Raw genomic sequence first — 21,668 nt, 5'->3', positions numbered from 1 at the left:
ATTGGCCTGTGAGGGTCGGCAGCAAAGCTGCCAACCCTGGACACAGATCCTGTGGGCCTGATCAGATCAACCGGCCCGGAGGTTCTCAGGCGTCTGGCGCCGAGTCTTTCGGTGCATCAACATCGTCTTCTGCCGCCACTTCACCCTCAGGGTTCAGTGCCGCTTCTTCAGCTGTAGCTTTCTTGCGCTGAAGCTTTTCCTCTTTCTTCTGCTCCTTGGCCAAGTCTCTCTGACGTTTGGCGAAGGAATAATTAGGTTTGGCCATGGGCGATCCTCTTGGGTCGAAGGTGAGGTTGAGCGGCGCATATTCTGCCCTGTATCGGTGCCGAGCCGTTAGCTGGGTTTTTGCTCGGCCCATTTTGGCGCTACGGACGGTTGCCAGGCATCCAGAGCATCGAGCAGGGTTTGCGGTGATTCGCTCACTTGCAGCATGTCACGGTGCTGCCCGCGAACGAAGCCTTCGCCGACGATATGATCGAGAAAAGACGTCAATTTGCTGTAGAAACCGTTCACTTCCAGCAAACCCAGCGGTTTGCCGTGGTAGCCGAGCTGGCCCCAGGTCCATACTTCAAACAGTTCTTCCAGGGTGCCAAGGCCACCGGGCAGTGCGATAAAGGCATCGCTGAGCTCGGCCATCCGCGCCTTGCGCGCGTGCATGCCATCGACGACTTCCAGGCGAGTCAGGCCGCTGTGGCCGATTTCCTTGTCCTTGAGGCTTTGCGGGATGATGCCGATCACTTCACCACCGGCCGCCAGGGCCGCATCAGCGACGATGCCCATCAGGCCTACGGCGCCGCCGCCATAAACGAGGGTCAGCTTGCGCTCGGCCAATGCCTGGCCCAAGGCCACAGCCGCTTCACGATAAGCCGGGTTGGTGCCGGTGCTGGCACCACAAAATACACAAACAGATGTTAAAGACATGCCTTGCTCCATGGTCGATCAGGGTCACAGAGTAAAGGCAGGCGCACGGCACTCCAAGGGCTAGACTTCGAGTTCTGGCGTTTCGTATGTACCGCTGGCGCCGCAGGCATAGGCGGCGAGCAAGCTGCACAATAAGCTGTTAATCGACATGACAGACGCTCCATTTGAAGGGGACGGTCTGATGATAGGGCCGGGCCAGACGCTTGGCCGGTAGATAATTTGCATCAGCGTCATAGCTCGAAAGTTGTATACAATTTTTGATTCAAGTCATATGAACTTGCGAAGTTTTCAGGCAGTCTTCTGTCCATTCGCGATTTCGTTAACCCTGCCTTGGAGATTCACCATGTTTGCCAAACTTGTTGCGGTATCCCTGTTGACACTGGCCAGCAGCCAACTGATGGCTGCCGAGTGCAAGACCACCATTGACTCCACCGACCAGATGTCTTTCGACACGAAGGCCATTGAAATCGACAAGAGCTGCAAGACGTTTACCGTGGAACTCAAGCACTCCGGCAGCTTGCCGAAGAACGTCATGGGCCATAATTGGGTGCTGAGTAAAGAAGCCGACATGCAGCCGATCGCCACCGATGGCCTGAGCGCCGGCATCGACAAGAACTACCTGAAAGAGGGCGACGCCCGCGTGATCGCCCACACCAAGATCATCGGCGCCAAGGAAACCGATTCGGTGACCTTCGACGTGTCCAAGCTCGATGCCGCTGAAAAATACGGTTTCTTCTGCTCGTTCCCGGGCCACATCTCGATGATGAAAGGCACCGTTACCCTGAAGTAATCAGGCACACCGCGAAGGGGCCAGAAGCATCGACATATGTTTTGGCCAAAGAAAAGCCCGCTGAAGTTCAACACTCCAGCGGGCTTTTTCATTCACTCACGCCTCAAGGCGCGAACGGCATCACGCGCTTGTGGTGCGTCTTGTTGTACGTGTCGCAAATGATCTTGAACGCTTCCTCACGCACCGGGTTGCCGTGCAGGAAGGCGTCGATCTCGGCGTAGGTCACGCCATGGGAGGCTTCGTCCGGTTTGCCGGGCGACAGGTCTTCGAGGTCGGCGGTTGGGACTTTCTCCACCAGCGACTCCGGCGCGCCGAAGCTGCGGGCAATGGCGCGGACCTGGTTTTTCACCAGGCCACTCAGTGGCGCCAGGTCGCAGGCGCCATCACCGAACTTGGTGAAGAAACCCATCACTGCTTCCGCCGCGTGATCGGTGCCGATCACCAGACCATTGGCCGCGCCGGCGATGGTGTACTGGGCGACCATACGCATGCGCGCCTTGGTGTTGCCGAGCACGAAATCCACCGACACTGCATGTTTGCCTTCAAAGGCTGCCACTTCATTGGCCAGGGATTTGACCGCCGGGCCGATGTTCACGGTGTGTCGCTCGTCCGGTTTGATGAAGTCCACCGACGCCTGGGCGTCGTGCTCATCGAACTGGGTTTCGTAGGGCAGGCGCACGGCGATGAATTTGTAGGCGGCATCACCGCTGCGCTGGCGCAGTTCACGGACGGCCCGTTGGGCCAGCAGGCCGGCGGTCAGGGAGTCGACACCGCCACTGATGCCCAATACCAGAGTCTTGAGCCCGGAGTTGACCAGGCAGTCCTGAATGAAAGTCACCCGCCGGGCGACTTCGGCCTCAAGGGCTGCTTCGTCGGCGAATGGCGGCTGGACCTTGAGCTGTTCAGCAATCTCACGCTGTACGGCTTGCATGAATTCACTCCTTGCTTGATGTATTTGAAAGGGCGGCAGGAACCTGGAAAACGTGTCGCAAGTAAGCGACGAAATTCGGGTCTTTACAGTGCGTCTTGCCTGGCTCGTCGGAGATCTTCGCCACCGGCTGGCCGTTGCAGGCGGCCATTTTAAGCACGATGCTCATCGGTTCGACACCCGGAATATCACAGGTCAGGTTGGTACCGATGCCGAAGCTGACATTGATCCGACCGCGCAGCACCCGGAATATCTCCAGAGCCTTGGGCAGGGTCAGGCTGTCAGAGAAGGTCAGCGTCTTGCTCATCGGGTCGATGCCGAGCTTGTGATAGTGGGCGATGGCCTTTTCCGCCCATACCACCGGATCGCCCGAGTCATGGCGCAAACCGTCGAAAAGCTTGGCGAAAAACAGATCGAAATCGCCGAGGAAGGCATCCATGGTGATGCAGTCGGTCAGGGCAATTCCCAGCAGGCCACGGTATTCACGGACCCAGCAATCGAGTGCGGCGATCTGACTGTCGATCAGCCGTGGGCCGAGTTGCTGGTGGGCCATGATCCACTCGTGGGCCATGGTGCCCAGCGGTTTCATGTCCAGCTCCCGGGACAGATGCACATTGCTGGTGCCGACGAAGCGTCCGGGGAAATCGTGCTTGAGCACATTCACCACTTCTTCCTGCACGCGGTAAGAAAAACGTCGACGCGTGCCGAAATCGGCCACCTGCAATTCGGACAATTCATCACTGCTGGCGTTGGCACTTAGCCAGTCGAACTTGCGGTAGAGCTGCTCGCGGGCCTGCTCCAGTACGATTTCGCGGTAGCGATAGCGGTTGCGCACCTCGCTGACCAGGGCCAGCAGCGGCACTTCGAACAGGATCACATGCAGCCAGGGGCCCCGCAGGCGGATAAACAGCTCACCGTTTTCGAGGCCGGTGTGGATATAGCGCAGGTTGAAGCGAAACAACCCGAGAAAACGCAGGAAATCCGGCTTCAGGAAGCTGATGCGCTCCAGAAAGCTCAATTGATCGGCGCTCAGGCTCAGTTCGGCCAGGCGCTCGATCTGGAAACGGATTTCCGCCAGATACGGGCGCAAGTCCTCGCTGTTACGGCAACGAAACTCCCATTCGACTTCGACGTTCGGGTAGTTGTGCAGCACCGCCTGCATCATCGTCAGTTTGTAGAAGTCGGTGTCGAGCAGGTTCTGCACGATGCGATCGGCAAACACACTCTCGCTCATAACGGGGGTTCTCCACATTGAATAGAGCTAGTGGCGCATAACGGTGATGGGGATTGCCAGCAATTTTTTAGCCTGCAGCAGATCCTTGTGGGAGCGAGCTTGCTCGCGATAGCGGACTGACAGGCAATTCAAGTATTGAATGTAATGACGCCATCCAAGCTCGCTCCCACAGGAGTTGTGCAAAGAATCAGTGTTGTGGAGCCTCCGGGCTGTCGATCTGCTCCAGCATCCACTTCACAAAGTCCCGCACCTTGGGCACTTCCGCCGAATGTTCCGGGTACGCAAGGTAATAGGCGTCGCTGCTGGGCATTGCATGCTGCCAGGGAATGACCAGTTTGCCGTCGGCCAGTTCCTCTTCCACCAGAAAGCGGGGCAACAACGCCACGCCGCAGCCAACCTGGGCGGCGCGGATGCACATATAAAAGGTTTCGAAACGCGGGCCGTGGTAGCTGTGCTCGGTGTGGTAGCCCTGATGCTCGAACCAGTCGTGCCAGGCCTGGGGGCGGGAGGCGTTTTGCAGCAGTACCAGATCGGACAGTTGCGTCGGATCGGTGAACGGTTGGGCAGGCAAGCTGCCCGGGGCACATACAGGAACAAGCTCTTCACCGAACAGCTTCAGGCACTCGGTGCCCGGTCGTGAACCCTGGCCGAAGTAGAACGCCAGGTCGCTGCGACCTTGCAGCAGATCGTCGGCTTCCTGCTCGCTGCACAGGTCCAGGTGGATCGACGGGTGCCGCAGGCGCCAGCCTTTCAGGCGAGGCACCAGCCAGCGTGCGCCGAAGGTTGGAGGCGTCGAGACGCGCAGGACTTCGGTTTCGCCACCGTAGGAACGCAGGTAATGGGTCGACATCTCGACCTGCGTGAGGATCTTTCGCACCTCAACCAGGTACAGATCGCCGGCCGGGGTCATCTGCAGGCGACGGCGCACCCGGCGAAACAGCAGGTGTTGCAACAGCTCTTCGAGTTGTGCGACCTGTTTGCTCACGGCGCTTTGGGTCAGGTTCAACTCTTCGGCGGCCCGGGTGAAGCTCAAGTGCCGGGTAACGGCCTCGAAGCACTGCAACGCAGCGATCGATGGCAAGTAGCGTTTATTCAGCATGGGCGGTCCTTGGTTCTTGTTTCTTATTGCCAGCAATGCACAGCATGAATAAACGGAATGATATCTCTCTTAAAGGTCGTTTGTTGAGTAACCTCCGGGCAGCTAAAACTACAGGTCTGATCAGCCGTGAGTTTCCGGCTGCACGTGTTCTGTCTTTTGCTTGAGGAGTGACCCATGGTTGCCGCATTGCTTGATCGTCTAGGTGTGAACCCGGCCCTGTACCAGAACGGCAAAGTGCCGGTGCATTCGCCGATCGATGGCAGCAGGATCGCCGCCGTGAACTGGGAAGGCGCTGCTGAAGTCGAGCAGCACATCAGTCGCGCAGATCATGCGTTCGAACTGTGGCGCAAGGTCCCGGCACCGCGCCGTGGCGAGTTGGTGCGGCAACTGGGTGACATCCTGCGTGAATACAAGGCCGACCTCGGCGAGCTGGTGTCCTGGGAGGCCGGCAAGATCACCCAGGAAGGCCTGGGTGAAGTTCAGGAAATGATCGACATCTGCGACTTCGCCGTCGGCCTGTCCCGTCAGCTGTACGGCTTGACCATCGCTTCCGAGCGTCCTGGTCACCACATGCGCGAAACCTGGCATCCGCTGGGCGTCGTAGGCGTGATCAGCGCTTTCAACTTTCCGGTGGCGGTCTGGGCCTGGAACGCCACGCTGGCGCTGGTCTGCGGCAACCCGGTGATCTGGAAACCGTCGGAAAAGACTCCACTTACCGCACTGGCTTGCCAGGCGCTGTTCGATCGCGTGCTGAAGAACTTCAGCGATGCACCACCGCACCTGAGCCAGGTGATTATTGGCGGTCGCGATGCTGGCGAAGCCCTGGTCGATGATCCGCGTGTCGCGCTGGTCAGCGCCACCGGCAGTACCCGCATGGGCCGTGAAGTGGCGCCGAAAATCGCCGCACGTTTCGCCCGCAGCATTCTGGAGCTGGGCGGCAACAACGCAATGATCCTCGGCCCAAGCGCCGACCTGGACATGGCCGTTCGCGCGATCCTGTTCAGCGCCGTCGGCACCGCCGGTCAGCGCTGCACCACCCTGCGTCGCTTGATCGCCCATGAATCGGTGAAAGAAGAAATCGTCACCCGCCTGAAAGCCGCGTATTCGAAAGTACGTATCGGCCATCCTCTGGAAGGCAACCTGGTCGGCCCGCTGATCGACAAGCAAAGCTTCGAAAACATGCAGGACGCACTGGAACAAGCCTTGAGCGAAGGCGGTCGGGTGTTTGGCGGTGAGCGTCAGCTGGAAGACAAGTTCCCGAATGCCTACTACGTGTCGCCGGCCATCGTCGAAATGCCGGAGCAGAGTGATGTGGTCTGCCATGAAACCTTCGCCCCGATCCTGTACGTGGTCGGTTACAGCGATTTCCAGGAAGCCCTGCGCCTGAACAACGCCGTGCCACAAGGCCTGTCCTCGTGCATCTTCACCACCGACGTGCGTGAGGCTGAGCAGTTCATGTCGGCGGTAGGCAGCGACTGCGGCATCGCCAACGTCAACATTGGCCCGAGCGGTGCGGAAATCGGTGGCGCGTTCGGTGGCGAGAAAGAAACCGGCGGCGGTCGCGAGTCCGGCTCCGATGCGTGGCGCGGCTACATGCGCCGCCAGACCAACACCGTGAACTATTCGCTGGAGTTGCCGTTGGCGCAGGGTATTACGTTCGATTAAGCAGCTTCAAGCTACAAGCTACAAGCTTCAAGCAAACTGGCTTGCAGCTTGTAGCTTGCGGCTTGTAGCTGCTCCGACAGGAGCTTGCAATGCCGTTACGCGAAGAGTGTCTGTGGGAAAAACTGACGCCGCAAAGGCCGGACAATTCGGCTCTCAAGGGTGAGGTTTCGGTGGATGTCTGCGTCATCGGCGCCGGGTTTACCGGTTTGTCAGCGGCGGTGCATCTGCTGGAGCAAGGCAAGACCGTTTGTGTGCTGGAGGCTCATCGCGCCGGCCATGGTGGTTCGGGGCGCAACGTCGGGCTAGTCAATGCCGGGATGTGGATTCCACCGGACGAGATCGAAGCCGGGTTTGGCGAGGCGGTCGGCAGCCAGCTCAACCGCATGCTGGGGGCAGCGCCATCCCTGGTGTTCAGCCTTGTGGACAAGTACAACATCGATTGCCAGTTGCGCCGCGAAGGCACGCTGCACATGGCGCACAACGCCCGTGGCGAAGCTGACTTGCGCAGTCGTGAAGAACAATGGAAACGCCGCGGGGCGCCGGTGGAGTTGTTGACTGGCCAGGCTTGCGAGCAAGCGACGGGCACCAAAAAGATCGCCGCCGCGCTGCTCGATCGCCGCGCCGGCACGCTCAACCCGATGGCCTACACCACGGGGCTGGCCAAAGCGGCCATCGGCCTGGGCGGTCAATTATTCGATCATTCCCCGGTCACCCGACTCGAACGACAGGGTCAGCGCTGGTCTGTGCAAACCGCCCAGGGCTCGGTCATGGCCGAGAAAGTGGTGATCGCCTCCAATGCCTACACCGAAGGTGACTGGACGGAGTTGCGGCGCAATTTCTTCCCCGGTTATTACTACCAGGTGGCCTCGGTCCCGCTGACGGAAGAGGCCGCCCGGCAAATTCTTCCCGGCGGCCAGGGTTCCTGGGACACCCGCCAGGTCCTGAGCAGCATCCGTCGGGATAAAGACGGAAGGCTGCTGCTGGGCAGTCTCGGTAATGGCAATCAGAAACCGGCCTGGTTTCTCAAGGCCTGGGCCGACCGGGTACAGCAACACTATTTCCCGTACCTCAAACCGGTGGAGTGGGAGTGCACCTGGACCGGTCGCATTGCCTTCACCCCCGATCATTTGATGCGCCTGTTCGAACCGGCGCCCGGTTTGGTGGCAGTCACCGGCTACAACGGCCGGGGCGTGACCACGGGAACGGTGGTCGGCAAGGCCTTCGCCGATTACCTGTGTAACGGAAATCCTCAAGCACTACCGATTCCTTTTGCGCCCATGCAGCCATTGGCCGGGGTGGGGTTGCGCAGCTGTCTGTATGAGGCGGGATTCTCGCTGTATCACGCAGGCCAGTGCCTGCGGATCGTGATCTGAAGGTTGATTTTTGCAGTGGGAAGCGGCGCTTTTTCGATCTGCAGCTAGCCTGTAGTGGTGCGGGTTGTAGCAGTCTCGCACCAGCAGTGTGCACTTCGGTGACGCACGTTGTTACAGGCTGGTTGCACGTCGTTTAAAGCCGCGGTTGCAATGATGGCGCAGGTGGGTTGCGCCTCAAAAAAATAATGGTTTCACCTTCCGCGGTTTAGACGGTTGCACGCCCAATGAAAATGGGCCCGAAACAGTCGAAATAACAAGAAAGCAGCGACTTTTTTCAGAATAAAAAACCGATGGCACGGCCCTTGCTCTGAGCATTCAGTGAAGTCGCAGTGCCAATTAAAAAAAACCATGGAGCACCACCTCATGTCCCAGACGTTTTACAAGAAAGGCTTTCTGGCCCTCGCAGTGGCAACTGCGTTGGGTGTTTCTGCGTTTGCTCAGGCTGACATCAAGATCGGCGTAGCGGGACCAATGACGGGCGCCAACGCGGCATTTGGCGAACAGTACATGAAGGGTGCACAGGCGGCGGCCGATGCGGTCAACGCATCGGGCGGCGTGAACGGGGAAAAAATCGTACTGGTCAAGGGCGATGACGCCTGCGAACCGAAGCAGGCTGTGACAGTCGCCAAGGACCTGACCGAAAAGAAAGTCGTTGGTGTGGTAGGTCACTTCTGCTCCTCGTCGACCATCCCTGCCTCCGAGATCTACGACGAAGCCGGCATCATCACGATCACCCCAGGCTCCACCAACCCCAAGGTGACCGAGCGCGGCCTGAGTGCCATGTTCCGCATGTGCGGGCGTGACGACCAGCAAGGTATCGTGGCTGGCGACTATGTCGTCGACGTGCTCAAGGGCAAGAAAGTCGCCGTACTGCACGACAAGGACACCTACGGTCAGGGCCTGGCGGATGCGACCAAGGCTCAGCTGGAAAAACGCGGCGTGAAGCCGGTGCTGTACGAGGGGCTGACCCGCGGCGAGAAAGACTTCAGCGCCGTCGTCACCAAGATCCGTGCGGCCGGTGCCGACGTGGTCTACTTCGGCGGCTTGCACCCGGAAGCCGGTCCACTGGTTCGGCAACTGCGTGAACAGGGCCTCAAAGACGTCAAGTTCATGTCCGATGACGGCATCGTGACTGACGAACTGGTGACCACCGCCGGTGGCCCACAGAACGTTGATGGTGTACTGATGACCTTCGGCGCTGACCCACGTCTGCTGCCAGACAGCAAGACCGTGGTAGACGCTTTCCGCAAGGCCGGCACCGAACCTGAAGGCTACACCCTGTACGCCTACGCTTCGGTCCAGACCCTGGCCGCTGCGTTCAATGGCGCCAAGTCCAACAAGGGCGAAGACGCTGCCAAATGGCTGAAAGCCAATCCGGTCAAGACCGTCATGGGCGAGAAGACCTGGGACAGCAAGGGCGACCTGAAAGTCTCCGACTACGTGGTTTACCAGTGGGACAAGGACGGCAAATACCACCAGCTGGAAAAACAGAAGTAAGGGCTGGCTCGATCGGATGAACCTCACAGTTCCCTTGTAGGAGCGAGTTTGCTCGCGATGACGTACTGGCAGTCGACAACTTTGTTGAATGTTCAACCGCTATCGAAGGCAAGCCAGCTCCTGCAAGGGCCGTGGTGGCCTGTCTGATCGTGGCTGACATTGCTCCGACGTATATCTGTATTTTCCTTAGAAGAACCGCACAGCCACATGTGCAGGTTCTCATTGCGTGAGATTGCGTTATGGATGGTATTTTCCTGCAGCAACTGGTCAACGGCCTTACCCTCGGGTCGGTCTATGGCCTGATCGCCATCGGCTACACAATGGTCTATGGCATCATCGGCATGATCAACTTCGCCCACGGCGAGGTTTACATGATTTCCGCTTACCTCGCGGCAATCAGTCTGGCTCTGCTGGCATACTTCGGTATTGAATCCTTCCCTCTGTTGATGCTCGGCACACTGATCTTCACCATCGTCGTCACGGCGGTGTATGGCTGGGTTATCGAGCGTGTTGCCTACAAACCCCTGCGTAACTCCACCCGACTGGCACCGCTGATCAGCGCCATCGGGATCTCGCTGATCCTGCAAAACTATGCACAGATCGCCCAGGGTGCCCGCCAACAAGGCGTTCCGACGTTGCTGACTGGTGCATGGCGAGTAGAAGTCGGGACCGGCTTCGTCCAGCTCACTTACACCAAGATCTTCATTCTGGTCGCAGCGTTTGTCGGGATGGGCCTGCTGACCTATGTCATCAAGTACACCAAGCTCGGCCGCATGTGCCGCGCGACCCAGCAAGACCGCAAGATGGCCTCGATCCTGGGGATCAACACCGACCGCATCATTTCCTACGTGTTCATCATTGGTGCAGCGATGGCGGCCCTGGCCGGCGTGCTGATCACCATGAACTACGGCACGTTCGACTTCTACGCAGGCTTTGTCATCGGCATCAAGGCGTTCACCGCCGCGGTGCTCGGCGGGATTGGCTCGCTGCCTGGTGCCATGCTCGGCGGGATCATACTCGGCATCTCCGAGTCGCTGTTCTCGGGTCTGGTCAACTCGGACTACAAAGACGTCTTCAGCTTCTCGCTGCTGGTTCTCGTTCTGGTCTTTCGGCCCCAAGGCCTGCTCGGCCGTCCTCTTGTGTCGAAGGTGTAAGCGATGTCTTCAACCACTAAAAAAACCATTGATCTCAAAAGAAGTCTGGTTGACGCGATTCTTGCCGGCCTCGTGGCCCTGATTGTGTTCGGCCCGATTGTCGGCATCGTCCTCGATGGCTACGGCTTCAACTTGCAGCCCACTCGCGTGGCGTGGATTGTCGCTATTGTCATGACCGGTCGTTTTGCCTTGAGCCTGTTCCTGCAAACCCCAAAGGGCCTGAGAATTCTCGAGGGCTTTGAAACCACCGGCTCCGGGGTTCATGTACTGGCGCCTGATTACAAATCCCGGTTGCGCTGGATCATCCCGCTGATGATTGTCATCGCCGTGGTGTTCCCGTTTTTCTCCAACTCCTACCTGCTGGGCGTGGTCATCCTCGGGCTGATCTACGTATTGCTGGGGCTGGGTTTGAACATTGTGGTCGGCCTGGCCGGCCTGCTCGACCTGGGTTACGTGGCGTTCTACGCCATCGGCGCCTACGGCCTGGCGCTCGGTTATCAGTACCTGGGGCTGGGTTTCTGGACGGTGTTGCCACTGGCGGCGATCACGGCCGGTCTGGCCGGTTGCATCCTCGGTTTCCCGGTGCTGCGCCTGCACGGTGACTACCTGGCGATCGTGACCCTGGGCTTCGGTGAAATCATTCGGTTGATCCTCAATAACTGGCTGTCCCTGACCGGCGGCCCGAATGGCATGGCAGCGCCGTTGCCAACCTTCTTCGGCATCGAGTTCGGAAAAAGGGCGAAAGAGGGCGGGGTGCCGTTCCATGAGTTCTTCGGCATCGCCTACAACCCTGACGTGAAGTACTACTTCATCTACGCCGTGTTGTTCCTGGTGGTCCTGGCCGTGCTGCACATCAAGCATCGCCTGACCCGCATGCCGGTCGGCCGTGCCTGGGAAGCGCTGCGTGAGGATGAAATCGCCTGCCGCTCCATGGGCCTGAACCACGTACTGGTCAAGCTCTCGGCATTCACCATCGGTGCCTCGACGGCCGGTCTGGCCGGGGTGTTCTTTGCCACCTACCAGGGCTTCGTCAACCCGACCTCGTTCACCTTCTTCGAATCGGCGCTGATCCTTGCCATCGTGGTACTGGGTGGCATGGGTTCGACCATCGGCGTGGTGATTGCAGCCTTCGTGCTGACCGTCGCCCCGGAGTTGCTGCGTGGCTTTGCCGAGTACCGCGTGCTGCTGTTCGGCATCCTGATGGTGTTGATGATGATCTGGCGACCGCGCGGTCTGATTCGGATCAGCCGTACCGGTGTGACCCCGCGTAAAGGAGTAGCGCCATGAGCGAAGTCGTACTCAGTGTCGAAAAACTGATGATGCACTTCGGCGGCATCAAGGCGTTGAACGATGTCAGCCTGAAAGTCCACCGCAATTCGATCTTCGCCCTGATCGGGCCCAACGGCGCCGGCAAAACCACGGTGTTCAACTGCCTGACCGGGTTCTACAAGGCCTCCGGCGGCAAGATCGAACTCAATGTGCGTGGTCAGCAGACGAACGTCATCAAATTGCTGGGCGAATCATTCAAGCCGACCGATTTCGTCTCGCCTAAATCGTTCGCCAGTCGGCTGTTCTACAAGGCGTTCGGCGGCACCCATCTGGTGAACCGTGCAGGGCTGGCGCGTACGTTCCAGAACATTCGTCTGTTCAAGGAAATGTCGGTGCTGGAAAACCTGCTGGTGGCCCAGCACATGTGGGTCAACCGCAGCATGCTGGCCGGCATCCTCAATACCAAGGGCTACCGCAAGGCTGAAAGCGATGCACTGGACCACGCGTTCTACTGGCTGGAGGTGGTGGATCTGGTGGATTGCGCCAACCGACTGGCCGGTGAGTTGTCCTACGGCCAGCAACGCCGCCTGGAAATCGCCCGCGCCATGTGCACCCGTCCGCAGATCATCTGCCTCGACGAGCCGGCCGCCGGCCTCAACCCCCAGGAAACTGAAGCGCTGAGCGCGATGATCCGGCTGCTGCGCGACGAGCACGATCTGACCGTGGTGCTGATCGAACACGACATGGGCATGGTAATGAGCATTTCCGATCACATCGTGGTGCTGGACCACGGCATCGTCATCGCCGAGGGCGGACCCGATGCGATTCGTAACGACCCGAAAGTGATTGCGGCCTACCTGGGCGCCGATGAAGAGGAAGTGGTGCTATGAGCAAACCCATCCTCGAACTCAAGGAACTTGATGTGTTTTACGGGCCGATCCAGGCCCTGAAGAAAGTCTCGCTGCACATCAAGGAAGGGGAAACCGTCAGCCTGATCGGCTCCAACGGTGCCGGCAAGTCGACCCTGCTGATGTCGATCTTCGGCCAGCCGCGGGCGGCGGACGGGCAGATCCTCTATCAGGGTGTGGACATCACCCACAAGTCGTCCCACTACATCGCCTCCAACGGCATCGCGCAATCGCCGGAAGGGCGGCGGGTGTTCCCCGACATGACCGTCGAGGAAAACTTGCTGATGGGCACCATCCCTATCGGTGACAAGTACGCCAAGGAAGACATGCAACGCATGTTCGAGCTGTTCCCGCGGCTCGAAGAGCGGCGCACCCAGCGGGCGATGACCATGTCTGGCGGCGAGCAGCAAATGCTCGCCATCGCCCGGGCCCTGATGAGCCGGCCCAAGTTGTTGCTGCTGGATGAGCCGAGCCTGGGCCTGGCGCCGATTGTGGTGAAACAGATCTTCGCCACCCTGCGGGAACTGGCCAAGACCGGCATGACCATCTTTCTGGTGGAGCAGAACGCCAACCACGCCCTGCGGTTGTCGGACCGGGCGTATGTGATGGTCAACGGCGAAATCCGCATGACCGGCACCGGCAAGGAGTTGTTGGTCAACGAGGACGTGCGTAACGCCTACCTCGGCGGGCACTGAGTTTCAGTGGTTATGCACAAGCCCCGGCGCGCAATCGCCGGGGCTTTTTTACATCTCCAAAACACCACTAAACCCTGTGGGAGCGAGCTTGCTCGCGATAGCGGTGTGTCCGTCACCACGATGCAAGCTGTGCCCCAGTCATCGCGAGCAAGCTCGCTCCCACAGGGTTTTTGGTGTGCCTGCAGGAAATTGTGGAAAACAATATTCCCAAGCTCGCAAAGCGCGACATAAAGCCGCTGCAAATAGTTGTTTTGTCACAGTTTTGACTTGTCCCCGTTTGCTGTGGAACCGGCTGTGAATAACGTGGGAGTAGCTGGCTGGAGGCCTTTGAAACCGTGGCTTGCAGAGGTATGGTTGTTTTTTGATCAAGTGCTTTTGCGCAACTTCAAGGCCGCTTTGTCAACCTTTTTGTTCGGGACGAAAGTGCGTGGAATCAGCGTGGACAAGCCTGTGGATAAGTCTGTGACTAAACTCTGGAAAGACCCGGCTGAAGGCCGTGGTTACTGGCTTGGCGCCATCGTCGGTTTGACCCGTCAGTCATGAAAATAGCCAAGGGCTACACAGCGGACGGTTGAGGGTCAAGTAAAAAAATTTCAAAACCCCGCGCAAAGCCTTGTGGATAGCGGCTTACAGCTTTTCCACTTGCCCCCAGAGACTGTGGACCGGCCTGTGGATAACGTGCGCGTACATGGCTGCGGGCCACGCTGGTCAAGGGCTTGCCGGAGTTGGGTGTTTTTTGAGCAGATTGAGCGGTGGTTGCCGCTGTGAACAAGGCCGGGCATGCTGCCTGCTGATTTTCTATTCCAATGGCTGGCGATCAGCCGAAGCAAGGAGAACACGATGTCCAACACCCTGTTTATTACCGGCGCGACCTCCGGTTTTGGTGAAGCCTGTGCCCGTCGTTTTGCCGAGGCCGGCTGGAAACTGGTGCTGACAGGCCGTCGTGAAGAGCGCCTCAATGCGCTGTGCGCCGAGCTGTCGAAGCAGACCGAAGTCCATGGCCTGGTGCTCGATGTGCGTGATCGCAAGGCCATGGAGGAGGCGATTGCCAATCTGCCGCCATCCTTTGCCAAACTGCGCGGGTTGATCAACAACGCCGGCCTGGCCCTGGGTGTTGACCCGGCGCCCAAGTGCGACCTGGACGATTGGGACACCATGGTCGATACCAACGTCAAAGGCCTGATGTACAGCACCCGTCTGCTGTTGCCACGCCTGATTGCCCACGGTCGTGGTGCCGGCATCGTCAACCTGGGTTCCATCGCCGGCAACTACCCGTACCCGGGCAGCCACGTGTATGGCGCGACCAAGGCGTTCGTCAAACAGTTCTCCGTGAACCTGCGCTGCGATCTGCAAGGCACGGGCGTACGGGTCAGCAACATCGAGCCGGGCCTGTGCGAGAGCGAGTTCTCGCTGGTGCGTTTTGCCGGGGACCAGGAGCGTTACAACGCCACTTACGCCGGCGCCGAGCCGATTCAGCCGCAAGACATCGCCGACACAATCTTCTGGGTACTCAATGCGCCGGCGCACATCAACATCAACAGCCTGGAGCTGATGCCCGTGAGCCAGACCTGGGCTGGTTTTGCGATCGAGCGTAAGTCTTAAGACCGCGTAACGGCCTTTCGCGAGCAGGCTCGCTCCCACATGGATCGCATTGAACCTGTGGGAGCGAGCTTGCTCGCGATGGGGCCGGAACGGACACAACAGGACATCAGCTAGACTCCTCCCTCAAGCAACCGGCCCTACCCAGCGGTTTAGAGGTTTTAGAGGAGAACAAGTGAGTAATCGAAGCGAGCAAATACTGCTCAAGCAATCGACCTTCCTGATGCTGGCGGTGGCGATCGCCGGGATCATCACCGGGTTTGTTTCGGGTGCCCAATCCATCCTGTTCGATGGATTTTTTTCGTTGATCGCAACCTTCATCAAAGTCCTGATGCTGATCACCGCCAGGCTCATCGCGAAGGAAAGCAACCAGCGTTTCCAGTTCGGCTTCTGGCACCTGGAACCCATGGTGCTGCTGATCGAAGGCAGCTTCCTGCTGCTGATTGCCATCTATGCGTTTCTCAACGGTGTGTTCGGCATCATCAACGGTGGCCGCGAGATCGAGCTCGGGCTGGTGATCGTCTACGCGGCGGTGTTTACCGTCGTCGAGTTCATCTATTTCTTCTACGTCCGTCATCGCAACCGCAAACTGAAATCGACGCTGATCCAGTTCGACAACATCAGTTGGCTGGTGGACGCGATGCTGTCGGCGGGCCTGTTGGTGAGTTTCCTCACCGCTCTGCTGCTCAAGACCCAGGGCTACGAAAAATGGGCGGTGTATGTCGATCCGCTGATTCTGATTCTGCTGGCCCTGAGCATGCTGGCGCCGTCCTTCAAAATCCTTGGCCCGGCCCTGCGCGACGTGCTGGGGATCGCGCCGGACCAGCTCGACGACAAGGTGCGCCAGGTGATGGACGAGGCCAAGGTCGAGCATGGTTTCGACGACTACTTATCCTATGTGCAGAAGCACGGGCGGGCGTGCTTCATCGAGATTCACATCGTATTGCCGAAGGATTACTGGCTAGACGGAATAGGGCAACTGGACAGTTTGCGTGAGGAAATTTCCGCGAAGCTCGGTAAGCCGGATGCAGCGCGATGGCTGACCATCAGTTTTACCGGGGATCGCAAGTGGACTGAGTGACTGGATTGCCCCTCGCCACAAAGTCAGCCGAGATACTCCGCCAACCCGCGATAACAAGTCGCCAGGTGATAAGGCGTGGTCGACGGCATGTCGCGGCGGCTGACTTCACCGTGCTCGTCACGGCACTCAAACCAGCCGCCGGCATGCAGCGAGCGCTGCTGCAACGCCTGCAACTGGCGCAGTACATCCGCTTCGCTGTCCGGACGCAGCGTCAATGCGCGCAGGTATTCGGCCTGGGCCCAGATACGCTGCGTGGCGTCCCGGACGCCGCCATCCGCTGCGAAGTCGAGCATCGCCCGCACGGCGCCAGTCTGCTGATCGACGCCCGTTTGCTCGGTAAAGGCGAAGGCCCGCTCCAGATCGGCATGCAGCGCCGAATGGCGTAACAGCGCCGAGGACTCCAGCAGGAAATACCACTCGAACTGATGCCCCGGTTCAAACCAGTTATCCACAGACCCCAGCGGCTTTTCCATCAACACGCCGTGCTGCGGATCGATAAACCGCGCGTGCATGGCTGTGCATAACGCGACGAGCGCCTGTTGCACGTCGAGGTCTTCACGCACCGACAGGGTGGCGAGGAATGCTTCGGCCAGGTGCATCAGCGGGTTTTGCAAAGGGCCGCTGTCCAGCGACGACCAGTCGCGGTCGAGCGTGGCTTCGTACAGACCGTCGTCCGTGGCGAAACGCTGCGCAATCACTTCCAGCGAGGCGTTGAGCACCGACTCCACCAGCGGCTCGCGGACCTTGTCCCAGTAATGGGCGCAGGCGAACAGGATGAAGGCGTGGGTATAGAGGTCTTTACGCTGATCCAGCGGCGCACCTTGTGCATCGACGCTATAGACCCAGCCTCCGTGCTCGGCATCGTGGAAGTGCCGCTGCAACGAGCGGAACAATGCAGCGGCACGCTCTTCGGCGCCCGGCACCTGACCGATCAGGCTGGCAAACAGATACAACTGACGCGCACAGGCCATGGCCCGGTAGCGTTGCGGTGGCAGCGGTTGGTGTTCGGCATCCAGCGCCTCGTAGGGCAACGCCATGTCGGCGTTCCAGCCCGGACCTTGCCAGAGCGGCACGATGACGTTCAGGAAGTGCTGTTGCACCGAGGCGAACAGGGCGGTCAGTTGGACCAATGTGGGAGCGAGCCTGCTCGCGATGGGGCCATCACCGGCAACAAAAAATCAGCCCGCCAGCAACCACACCCCGGTCGCCGCCGAAGCCGCACCCGCGAGTCGCACCAACGGCGCTGCCGCCTGCGGCAACACCCGCACCAGCGCATAACCCGCCGCGTGCAACACCGCCGTCGCGGCGACAAAGCCTGCGGCATAGATCCACGGACTCGACATATCCGGCAATTCCAAACCATGCGCCACGCCATGGAACAGTGCAAACAACGCCGTCGCACCCACCGCCATCACCAACGGTGGACGCACTGCCAAGGCAACCGCCAGCCCCAAAGCCAACACGGAAGCGGCAATCCCGCCTTCCAGTCCCGGCAGGTTCAATCCTTCAAAACCCAACAGCCCGCCAATCAGCATGGTCCCGACAAAGGCGCACGGCAGCGCCCAACGCGCAGTACCTTGCTGCTGTGCGGCCCACAGACCGACCGCCAGCATCGCCAGCAAGTGATCGAGACCGCCAAGCGGATGGCTGATGCCGGCGATCAAGCCGTTGTCGCCGTGCCCCGGATGGGCGAAGGCGAGTGCCGGGGTCAGCAGGAAGGCCAGGGCGCCGAGAATGCGTTTGAGTGTCATGGATAAGCTTCCTTGTTGATATGTCGTGATCAGGCTGCGGTCAGCAAACCCTGGCGTTCGATGAAGGCGATGATCTCTTCCAGACCCAGGCCGGTTTTCTGATTGCTGAACACGAACGGCTTGCCGTTGCGCATGCGTTTTGTGTCGCTGTCCATCATCGTCAGTGAGGCACCGACCAGCGGCGCGAGGTCGATCTTGTTGATCACCAACAGGTCGGATTTGCAGATCCCCGGCCCGCCCTTGCGCGGCAGCTTGTCGCCGGCCGAGACGTCGATCACGTAGATCGTCAGGTCGGACAGTTCCGGGCTGAAGGTCGCGGAGAGGTTGTCGCCACCGGACTCCACGAGAATCAGCTCCAGCCCCGGAAAACGGCGATTGAGTTGATCCACCGCTTCGAGGTTGATCGAGGCGTCTTCGCGGATGGCCGTGTGCGGGCAGCCACCGGTTTCCACGCCGATGATGCGTTCCGGCGCCAGGGCTTCGTTGCGCACCAGAAAGTCGGCGTCTTCGCGGGTGTAGATGTCGTTGGTCACCACGGCCAGGTTGTAGCGCTCGCGCAGGGCCAGGCACAAGGCCAGGGTCAGGGCGGTTTTGCCGGAGCCGACCGGGCCGCCGATGCCGACGCGCAGAGGTTGTGTGTTCATGTGATTCTCCAAAATAAGGGGCCCTAGGAACGGAACAGACGGCTGTACTGGCGCTCGTGGGCCATACACGCCAGGGACAGGCCGAAAGCGGCGCTGCCGTAATGATCGGGATCGATTTGAGTGGCGTTCTGTTGAGCTTGTTGAAGCAGCGGCAGCAGTTCGCTGGTCAGGCGCTGGGCGGCCTGCTGACCGAGTGGCAGGGTTTTCATCAGCACTGCCAACTGGTTTTCCAGCCAGCTCCACAGCCACGCGGCCAGGGCGTCCTGCGGGCTGATCTGCCAGGCGCGCGCGGCCAAGGCCCAACCCAGGGCCAGATGTGGCTCGGTGCACTGTTCCAGGAATGTGCGGGCCGGCGCGTCGAGTTCCGGCAAGCCATTGAGCAATTGCTGCAACGAGTAGCCCATCTGCCGGCTCTCCTGATGCAACTCGCGGGTTTCGCGACTGGCGCGATGTGCTTCACAGCTCTGCAGCAATTCGTCCCAGTTTTCCTCGCTGGCGGCCACGCAATGGGCGAGCAGCAAGGGTGCTTCGAAGCGTGCCAGATTCAGCAGCAACTGATCGCTGATCCAGCGCCGGGCGCTGTCGGGATCGTTTACGCGGCCGTTATCCACAGCCATTTCCAGCCCTTGGGAATAGCTGTAGCCGCCAATCGGCAGTTGCGGACTGGCCAGGCGCAACAGCGCCCAGGCCGGATTCATGTGCGTACGCCGAACTGGTGCAGTTTCGGCGCGTAGTTGAAGTCTTCATCACCGTGGCGCGAGTGGTGATGGCCACCGCCGTAGGCGCCATGTTCCGGCTGGAATGGCGCCTCGATGTTCACGGCAACGGCACCGAGTTGTTCGAGCATCGCCTTGAGCACGTAATCGTCGAGCAGGCGCAACCAGCCGTCGCCGACCTGCAGGGCGACATGGCGGTTGCCCAGGTGATAGGCCGCGCGGGTCAGTTCGAAGGCATTGGCGCAGGTGACGTGGAGCAATTGTTCGGGGCGGGCGCAGACACGCACGATTCGCCCGTCTTCGGCTTGCAGGCATTCGCCGTCATGCAACGGCGGCTGGCCGCGCTCCAAAAACAACCCGACGTCTTCGCCTTCGGCACTGAAACAGCGCAAACGGCTTTTGCTGCGGGCTTCGAACGTCAGGTGCAGTTCGGCGGCCCAAGCGGGTTGAGGGTCGACTCTGCGATGAATCACCAGCATCGGAAGGCTTCCAGCAATGGACAATGCTCAGGCTAGAGCAAGGGGCTTGCCAATCGAGGTGATGCGTAGGAAATACCTGACGGAGGCGTAGAGCGGGTGTCGATGGCGTGATTTTTTTGGTTGAAGTTGGTGCGTTGTTATCAATGCTGGATGTGCCGACGCTATCGCGAGCAAGCTCGCTCCCACAGGGTCTTGATCCAGACTGAAGGTTAAGGGTTACTCAGTACTTCCAAGCCCTTGCCAATGCTTGAGGCCGATAAAGATAAACCGCAGTTGCTGGGTGATTTTCGCCTGGGGCGACAGGTGCTCGGGCAAGGCCTCGGCTGGCGGGTCGATGATGTCTGGCAGGGTGGCGAACACGCTCTTGACGATCAGGTCCGCCATGACGCTCAGGTCGGCGATGTCCAGATGCTGCAGTTTCGGCATCAGTGACAAATCCGCCGCCAGGTCCGAGCTGATGTTTTCACGCAAACGGCCGATGGCCTGGCGCACCGGCAGCGAACCACCGTATTGCTCGCGTGCGAGAAACAGGAACTGCGAACGGTTGGCGCTGACCACGTCGAGAAAGATCCGCACCGAGGCATCAATGATGCCGCCCATCACGAATTCGTTGTGTCGTACCAGGCGAATGGTTTCGCGGAATGTCTGGCCGACTTCGCTGACCAGCACCAGGCCCAGTTCATCCATATCGGCAAAATGGCGGTAGAAACCAGTTGGTACGATCCCGGCGGTTTTCGCGACTTCGCGCAGGCTCAGGCTGCCGAATCCTCGGCCGCCATCCATCAGATGCCGGGCAGCATCCATCAGGGCATTACGGGTTTGTTGTTTCTGTTCGGCGCGGGGCAGCATCGCAAGGGTGTTTTCTGGACAGGGACGCGGCGCACTCTAGCAAATCGGCTTTGCCGGCGTCGAACGACTGTAGGGGGATCAAGCGGGGAAGTGCGGCATCTATCAAGCGGACCGCTGAAAAGTCAAAAGCCCAATCCGGGGATTGGGCTTCTTTTCAGGGCGGCCATGGGGCTTAGCTCAGGGCGCTGTTGCGTTCGATCACACGGTCACCACCGCCTTCAGCGAGGGTTTGACCTTGTGGAGTGCGATCCGCACCGTCAGCGGCGAGGGTCTGGCCTTGTGGAGTACGGTCGGAACCATCAGCAGCCAGGGTTTGACCTTGTGGGGTGCGATCCGAACCGTCAGCGGCGAGGGTCTGGCCTTGTGGGGTGCGGTCGGAACCATCGGCAGCCAGGGTTTGGCCTTGTGGGGTACGGTCCGAGCCATCCTGAGTGATCAGGCCTTTTTCTTTCAGGCGATCATTACCACCTTCGGCAAGGGTCTGGCCTTGTGGAGTACGGTCGGAGCCATCGGCGGCGACGGTCTGGCTGAACACCGAGTGGTTTTGTTTCACTTGTGGAGTGGCCTGGTCAGCCGCTGGCAGGGCAAAAGCAGTGCTGGCCAGCATCGAGAGTGTAAGGCTGAGCAGTAGTTGGCGTTTCATGATTGTTTTGCTCCTTGGGGGTGCGAATAAGTGGGTACGAGAGCAATGCTACTCTCGATAAGTCGATATGAAAGTTCATAAACGCAATGGTAATAATCAACGGAATTGATTGTTTGCTGCGGAGGCTCTAGATCGCGCGTTTCCGGCGTACGGTTTTGCACCGAAGTGGGTATTTTCGACCCATCTGTGACGTGCAAAAGTGCAGGTCCGGTAACGCCGGTCGACTGGCTGGTCAGTATTGGACTGGGCGAATTTGGCGAAATCGGTCTATCGATTAAACCTGCCGGTTTTTTATCAGTCATAGATTTCATGGCGGGTCGCTTGCGGCTCACCGTTTCACATGTGCGTCGCAGTCGGGGGCGCTCAGTCGTAT

23 protein-coding genes are annotated in these 21,668 nt (G+C 59.6%); 11 read left to right on the top strand and 12 right to left on the bottom strand.

Translation table 11 applies throughout. The features are described 5' to 3' along the window. Positions 1 to 85: 85 nt before the first annotated feature. Both AC1D1M_RS09080 and AC1D1M_RS09075 read right to left on the bottom strand, forming a co-directional pair. A complete protein-coding gene (locus tag AC1D1M_RS09080; RefSeq protein ID WP_007973286.1) occupies positions 86 to 265 on the bottom strand; it encodes a hypothetical protein in 180 nt (59 codons plus the stop codon). 68 nt (positions 266 to 333) lie between these two features. Further along, a complete protein-coding gene (locus AC1D1M_RS09075; RefSeq protein ID WP_477775376.1) occupies positions 334 to 921 on the bottom strand; it encodes an LOG family protein in 588 nt (195 codons plus the stop codon). A 343-nt stretch (positions 922 to 1,264) separates the two neighbouring features. Between AC1D1M_RS09075 and azu the strand changes: the two genes are divergently transcribed. Continuing rightward, positions 1,265 to 1,711: an azurin gene (gene azu, locus AC1D1M_RS09070; protein WP_007982021.1), complete on the top strand. Its 447-nt coding sequence runs from the start codon at positions 1,265 to 1,267 to the stop codon at positions 1,709 to 1,711. Positions 1,712 to 1,814: 103 nt separating this feature from the next. Here the strand turns inward: azu and nadE are convergent, their stop codons facing one another. The 3 genes from nadE to AC1D1M_RS09055 all read right to left on the bottom strand — a co-directional run bounded on the left by nadE (position 1,815) and on the right by AC1D1M_RS09055 (position 4,972). Then, positions 1,815 to 2,642 carry an ammonia-dependent NAD(+) synthetase gene (nadE, locus tag AC1D1M_RS09065; protein WP_477775375.1) on the bottom strand — a complete coding sequence of 276 codons (828 nt, stop codon included), beginning with the start codon at positions 2,640 to 2,642 and terminating at the stop codon, positions 1,815 to 1,817. Between the two features lie 4 nt (positions 2,643 to 2,646). Further along, positions 2,647 to 3,873 (bottom strand): nicotinate phosphoribosyltransferase, encoded by a 1,227-nt coding sequence (gene pncB / locus AC1D1M_RS09060; RefSeq protein ID WP_477775374.1) that lies wholly within the window; start codon positions 3,871 to 3,873, stop codon positions 2,647 to 2,649. 187 nt (positions 3,874 to 4,060) lie between these two features. Next, positions 4,061 to 4,972: a LysR family transcriptional regulator gene (locus tag AC1D1M_RS09055; protein ID WP_477775373.1), complete on the bottom strand. Its 912-nt coding sequence runs from the start codon at positions 4,970 to 4,972 to the stop codon at positions 4,061 to 4,063. 174 nt (positions 4,973 to 5,146) lie between these two features. Here AC1D1M_RS09055 and amaB point away from each other — a divergent pair, with 174 nt between their 5' ends. From amaB to AC1D1M_RS09005, 10 genes are all read left to right on the top strand, one after another. Then, positions 5,147 to 6,637, top strand: a complete 1,491-nt coding sequence (gene amaB, locus AC1D1M_RS09050) for an L-piperidine-6-carboxylate dehydrogenase (RefSeq protein ID WP_223462541.1) — start codon at positions 5,147 to 5,149, stop codon at positions 6,635 to 6,637. Between the two features lie 89 nt (positions 6,638 to 6,726). Next, positions 6,727 to 8,010 (top strand): L-pipecolate oxidase, encoded by a 1,284-nt coding sequence (gene amaA / locus AC1D1M_RS09045; RefSeq protein ID WP_477775372.1) that lies wholly within the window; start codon positions 6,727 to 6,729, stop codon positions 8,008 to 8,010. A gap of 363 nt (positions 8,011 to 8,373) precedes the next feature. Beyond that, positions 8,374 to 9,507 (top strand): branched-chain amino acid ABC transporter substrate-binding protein, encoded by a 1,134-nt coding sequence (locus AC1D1M_RS09040; protein WP_477775371.1) that lies wholly within the window; start codon positions 8,374 to 8,376, stop codon positions 9,505 to 9,507. 239 nt (positions 9,508 to 9,746) lie between these two features. Next, positions 9,747 to 10,661 carry an ABC transporter permease subunit gene (locus AC1D1M_RS09035; RefSeq protein ID WP_008001868.1) on the top strand — a complete coding sequence of 305 codons (915 nt, stop codon included), beginning with the start codon at positions 9,747 to 9,749 and terminating at the stop codon, positions 10,659 to 10,661. Between the two features lie 3 nt (positions 10,662 to 10,664). Next, a complete protein-coding gene (gene livM, locus AC1D1M_RS09030) occupies positions 10,665 to 11,948 on the top strand; it encodes a high-affinity branched-chain amino acid ABC transporter permease LivM (protein WP_477775370.1) in 1,284 nt (427 codons plus the stop codon). Continuing rightward, entirely contained in the window at positions 11,945 to 12,820 is an 876-nt protein-coding gene (locus AC1D1M_RS09025) for an ABC transporter ATP-binding protein (protein WP_008001872.1), read from the top strand. Before livM ends, AC1D1M_RS09025 begins: the two co-directional genes overlap by 4 nt. Next, complete coding sequence (locus AC1D1M_RS09020; RefSeq protein ID WP_007991194.1) at positions 12,817 to 13,533, top strand: ABC transporter ATP-binding protein; 717 nt, start codon at positions 12,817 to 12,819, stop codon at positions 13,531 to 13,533. The genes AC1D1M_RS09025 and AC1D1M_RS09020 overlap by 4 nt, the downstream gene beginning before the upstream one ends. Before the next feature lie 327 nt (positions 13,534 to 13,860). Further along, complete coding sequence (locus AC1D1M_RS09015; RefSeq protein WP_477775369.1) at positions 13,861 to 14,076, top strand: hypothetical protein; 216 nt, start codon at positions 13,861 to 13,863, stop codon at positions 14,074 to 14,076. Positions 14,077 to 14,373: 297 nt separating this feature from the next. Then, positions 14,374 to 15,135, top strand: a complete 762-nt coding sequence (locus tag AC1D1M_RS09010) for an SDR family oxidoreductase (protein ID WP_477775368.1) — start codon at positions 14,374 to 14,376, stop codon at positions 15,133 to 15,135. 172 nt (positions 15,136 to 15,307) lie between these two features. Next, complete coding sequence (locus AC1D1M_RS09005) at positions 15,308 to 16,213, top strand: cation diffusion facilitator family transporter (RefSeq protein WP_477775367.1); 906 nt, start codon at positions 15,308 to 15,310, stop codon at positions 16,211 to 16,213. 23 nt (positions 16,214 to 16,236) lie between these two features. On the opposite strand, the gene AC1D1M_RS09000 is transcribed toward AC1D1M_RS09005, so the two are convergent. From AC1D1M_RS09000 to AC1D1M_RS08970, 7 genes are all read right to left on the bottom strand, one after another. Next, a complete protein-coding gene (locus tag AC1D1M_RS09000; protein ID WP_477775366.1) occupies positions 16,237 to 17,343 on the bottom strand; it encodes an AGE family epimerase/isomerase in 1,107 nt (368 codons plus the stop codon). A 48-nt stretch (positions 17,344 to 17,391) separates the two neighbouring features. Then, on the bottom strand, positions 17,392 to 17,964 hold the full coding sequence (locus AC1D1M_RS08995; RefSeq protein ID WP_477775365.1) for a HupE/UreJ family protein: 573 nt from the start codon (positions 17,962 to 17,964) through the stop codon (positions 17,392 to 17,394). Positions 17,965 to 17,993: 29 nt separating this feature from the next. Further along, the gene (ureG, locus tag AC1D1M_RS08990; protein WP_477775364.1) at positions 17,994 to 18,608 is read right to left on the bottom strand and encodes an urease accessory protein UreG; all 615 of its coding nucleotides are present in this window, start codon (positions 18,606 to 18,608) and stop codon (positions 17,994 to 17,996) included. Between the two features lie 23 nt (positions 18,609 to 18,631). Continuing rightward, positions 18,632 to 19,306, bottom strand: coding sequence for an urease accessory protein UreF (locus tag AC1D1M_RS08985; protein ID WP_477775363.1), 675 nt, complete (start codon positions 19,304 to 19,306; stop codon positions 18,632 to 18,634). After that, a complete protein-coding gene (ureE, locus tag AC1D1M_RS08980) occupies positions 19,303 to 19,803 on the bottom strand; it encodes an urease accessory protein UreE (RefSeq protein WP_477775362.1) in 501 nt (166 codons plus the stop codon). The genes AC1D1M_RS08985 and ureE overlap by 4 nt, the downstream gene beginning before the upstream one ends. A 216-nt stretch (positions 19,804 to 20,019) precedes the next feature. Then, entirely contained in the window at positions 20,020 to 20,652 is a 633-nt protein-coding gene (locus AC1D1M_RS08975; protein ID WP_477775361.1) for a TetR family transcriptional regulator, read from the bottom strand. Positions 20,653 to 20,824: 172 nt separating this feature from the next. Next, positions 20,825 to 21,295: a hypothetical protein gene (locus AC1D1M_RS08970; RefSeq protein WP_477775360.1), complete on the bottom strand. Its 471-nt coding sequence runs from the start codon at positions 21,293 to 21,295 to the stop codon at positions 20,825 to 20,827. Positions 21,296 to 21,668 lie beyond the last annotated feature (373 nt).

The organism is Pseudomonas sp. P1_F7 (genome assembly GCF_056405655.1).
The sequence above is the reverse complement of the archived record's forward strand: the minus strand, read 5'-3'. Positions and strand labels throughout refer to the sequence as shown.

Coding starts and splice junctions, on each gene's coding strand:
- AC1D1M_RS09080 (WP_007973286.1), bottom strand. CDS start 265: ATGGCCAAACCTAATTATTCCTTCGCCAAACGTCAGAGAGACTTGGCC.
- AC1D1M_RS09075 (WP_477775376.1), bottom strand. CDS start 921: ATGTCTTTAACATCTGTTTGTGTATTTTGTGGTGCCAGCACCGGCACC.
- azu (WP_007982021.1), top strand. CDS start 1,265: ATGTTTGCCAAACTTGTTGCGGTATCCCTGTTGACACTGGCCAGCAGC.
- nadE (WP_477775375.1), bottom strand. CDS start 2,642: ATGCAAGCCGTACAGCGTGAGATTGCTGAACAGCTCAAGGTCCAGCCG.
- pncB (WP_477775374.1), bottom strand. CDS start 3,873: ATGAGCGAGAGTGTGTTTGCCGATCGCATCGTGCAGAACCTGCTCGAC.
- AC1D1M_RS09055 (WP_477775373.1), bottom strand. CDS start 4,972: ATGCTGAATAAACGCTACTTGCCATCGATCGCTGCGTTGCAGTGCTTC.
- amaB (WP_223462541.1), top strand. CDS start 5,147: ATGGTTGCCGCATTGCTTGATCGTCTAGGTGTGAACCCGGCCCTGTAC.
- amaA (WP_477775372.1), top strand. CDS start 6,727: ATGCCGTTACGCGAAGAGTGTCTGTGGGAAAAACTGACGCCGCAAAGG.
- AC1D1M_RS09040 (WP_477775371.1), top strand. CDS start 8,374: ATGTCCCAGACGTTTTACAAGAAAGGCTTTCTGGCCCTCGCAGTGGCA.
- AC1D1M_RS09035 (WP_008001868.1), top strand. CDS start 9,747: ATGGATGGTATTTTCCTGCAGCAACTGGTCAACGGCCTTACCCTCGGG.
- livM (WP_477775370.1), top strand. CDS start 10,665: ATGTCTTCAACCACTAAAAAAACCATTGATCTCAAAAGAAGTCTGGTT.
- AC1D1M_RS09025 (WP_008001872.1), top strand. CDS start 11,945: ATGAGCGAAGTCGTACTCAGTGTCGAAAAACTGATGATGCACTTCGGC.
- AC1D1M_RS09020 (WP_007991194.1), top strand. CDS start 12,817: ATGAGCAAACCCATCCTCGAACTCAAGGAACTTGATGTGTTTTACGGG.
- AC1D1M_RS09010 (WP_477775368.1), top strand. CDS start 14,374: ATGTCCAACACCCTGTTTATTACCGGCGCGACCTCCGGTTTTGGTGAA.
- AC1D1M_RS08995 (WP_477775365.1), bottom strand. CDS start 17,964: ATGACACTCAAACGCATTCTCGGCGCCCTGGCCTTCCTGCTGACCCCG.
- ureG (WP_477775364.1), bottom strand. CDS start 18,608: ATGAACACACAACCTCTGCGCGTCGGCATCGGCGGCCCGGTCGGCTCC.
- AC1D1M_RS08985 (WP_477775363.1), bottom strand. CDS start 19,306: ATGAATCCGGCCTGGGCGCTGTTGCGCCTGGCCAGTCCGCAACTGCCG.
- ureE (WP_477775362.1), bottom strand. CDS start 19,803: ATGCTGGTGATTCATCGCAGAGTCGACCCTCAACCCGCTTGGGCCGCC.
- AC1D1M_RS08975 (WP_477775361.1), bottom strand. CDS start 20,652: ATGCTGCCCCGCGCCGAACAGAAACAACAAACCCGTAATGCCCTGATG.
- AC1D1M_RS08970 (WP_477775360.1), bottom strand. CDS start 21,295: ATGAAACGCCAACTACTGCTCAGCCTTACACTCTCGATGCTGGCCAGC.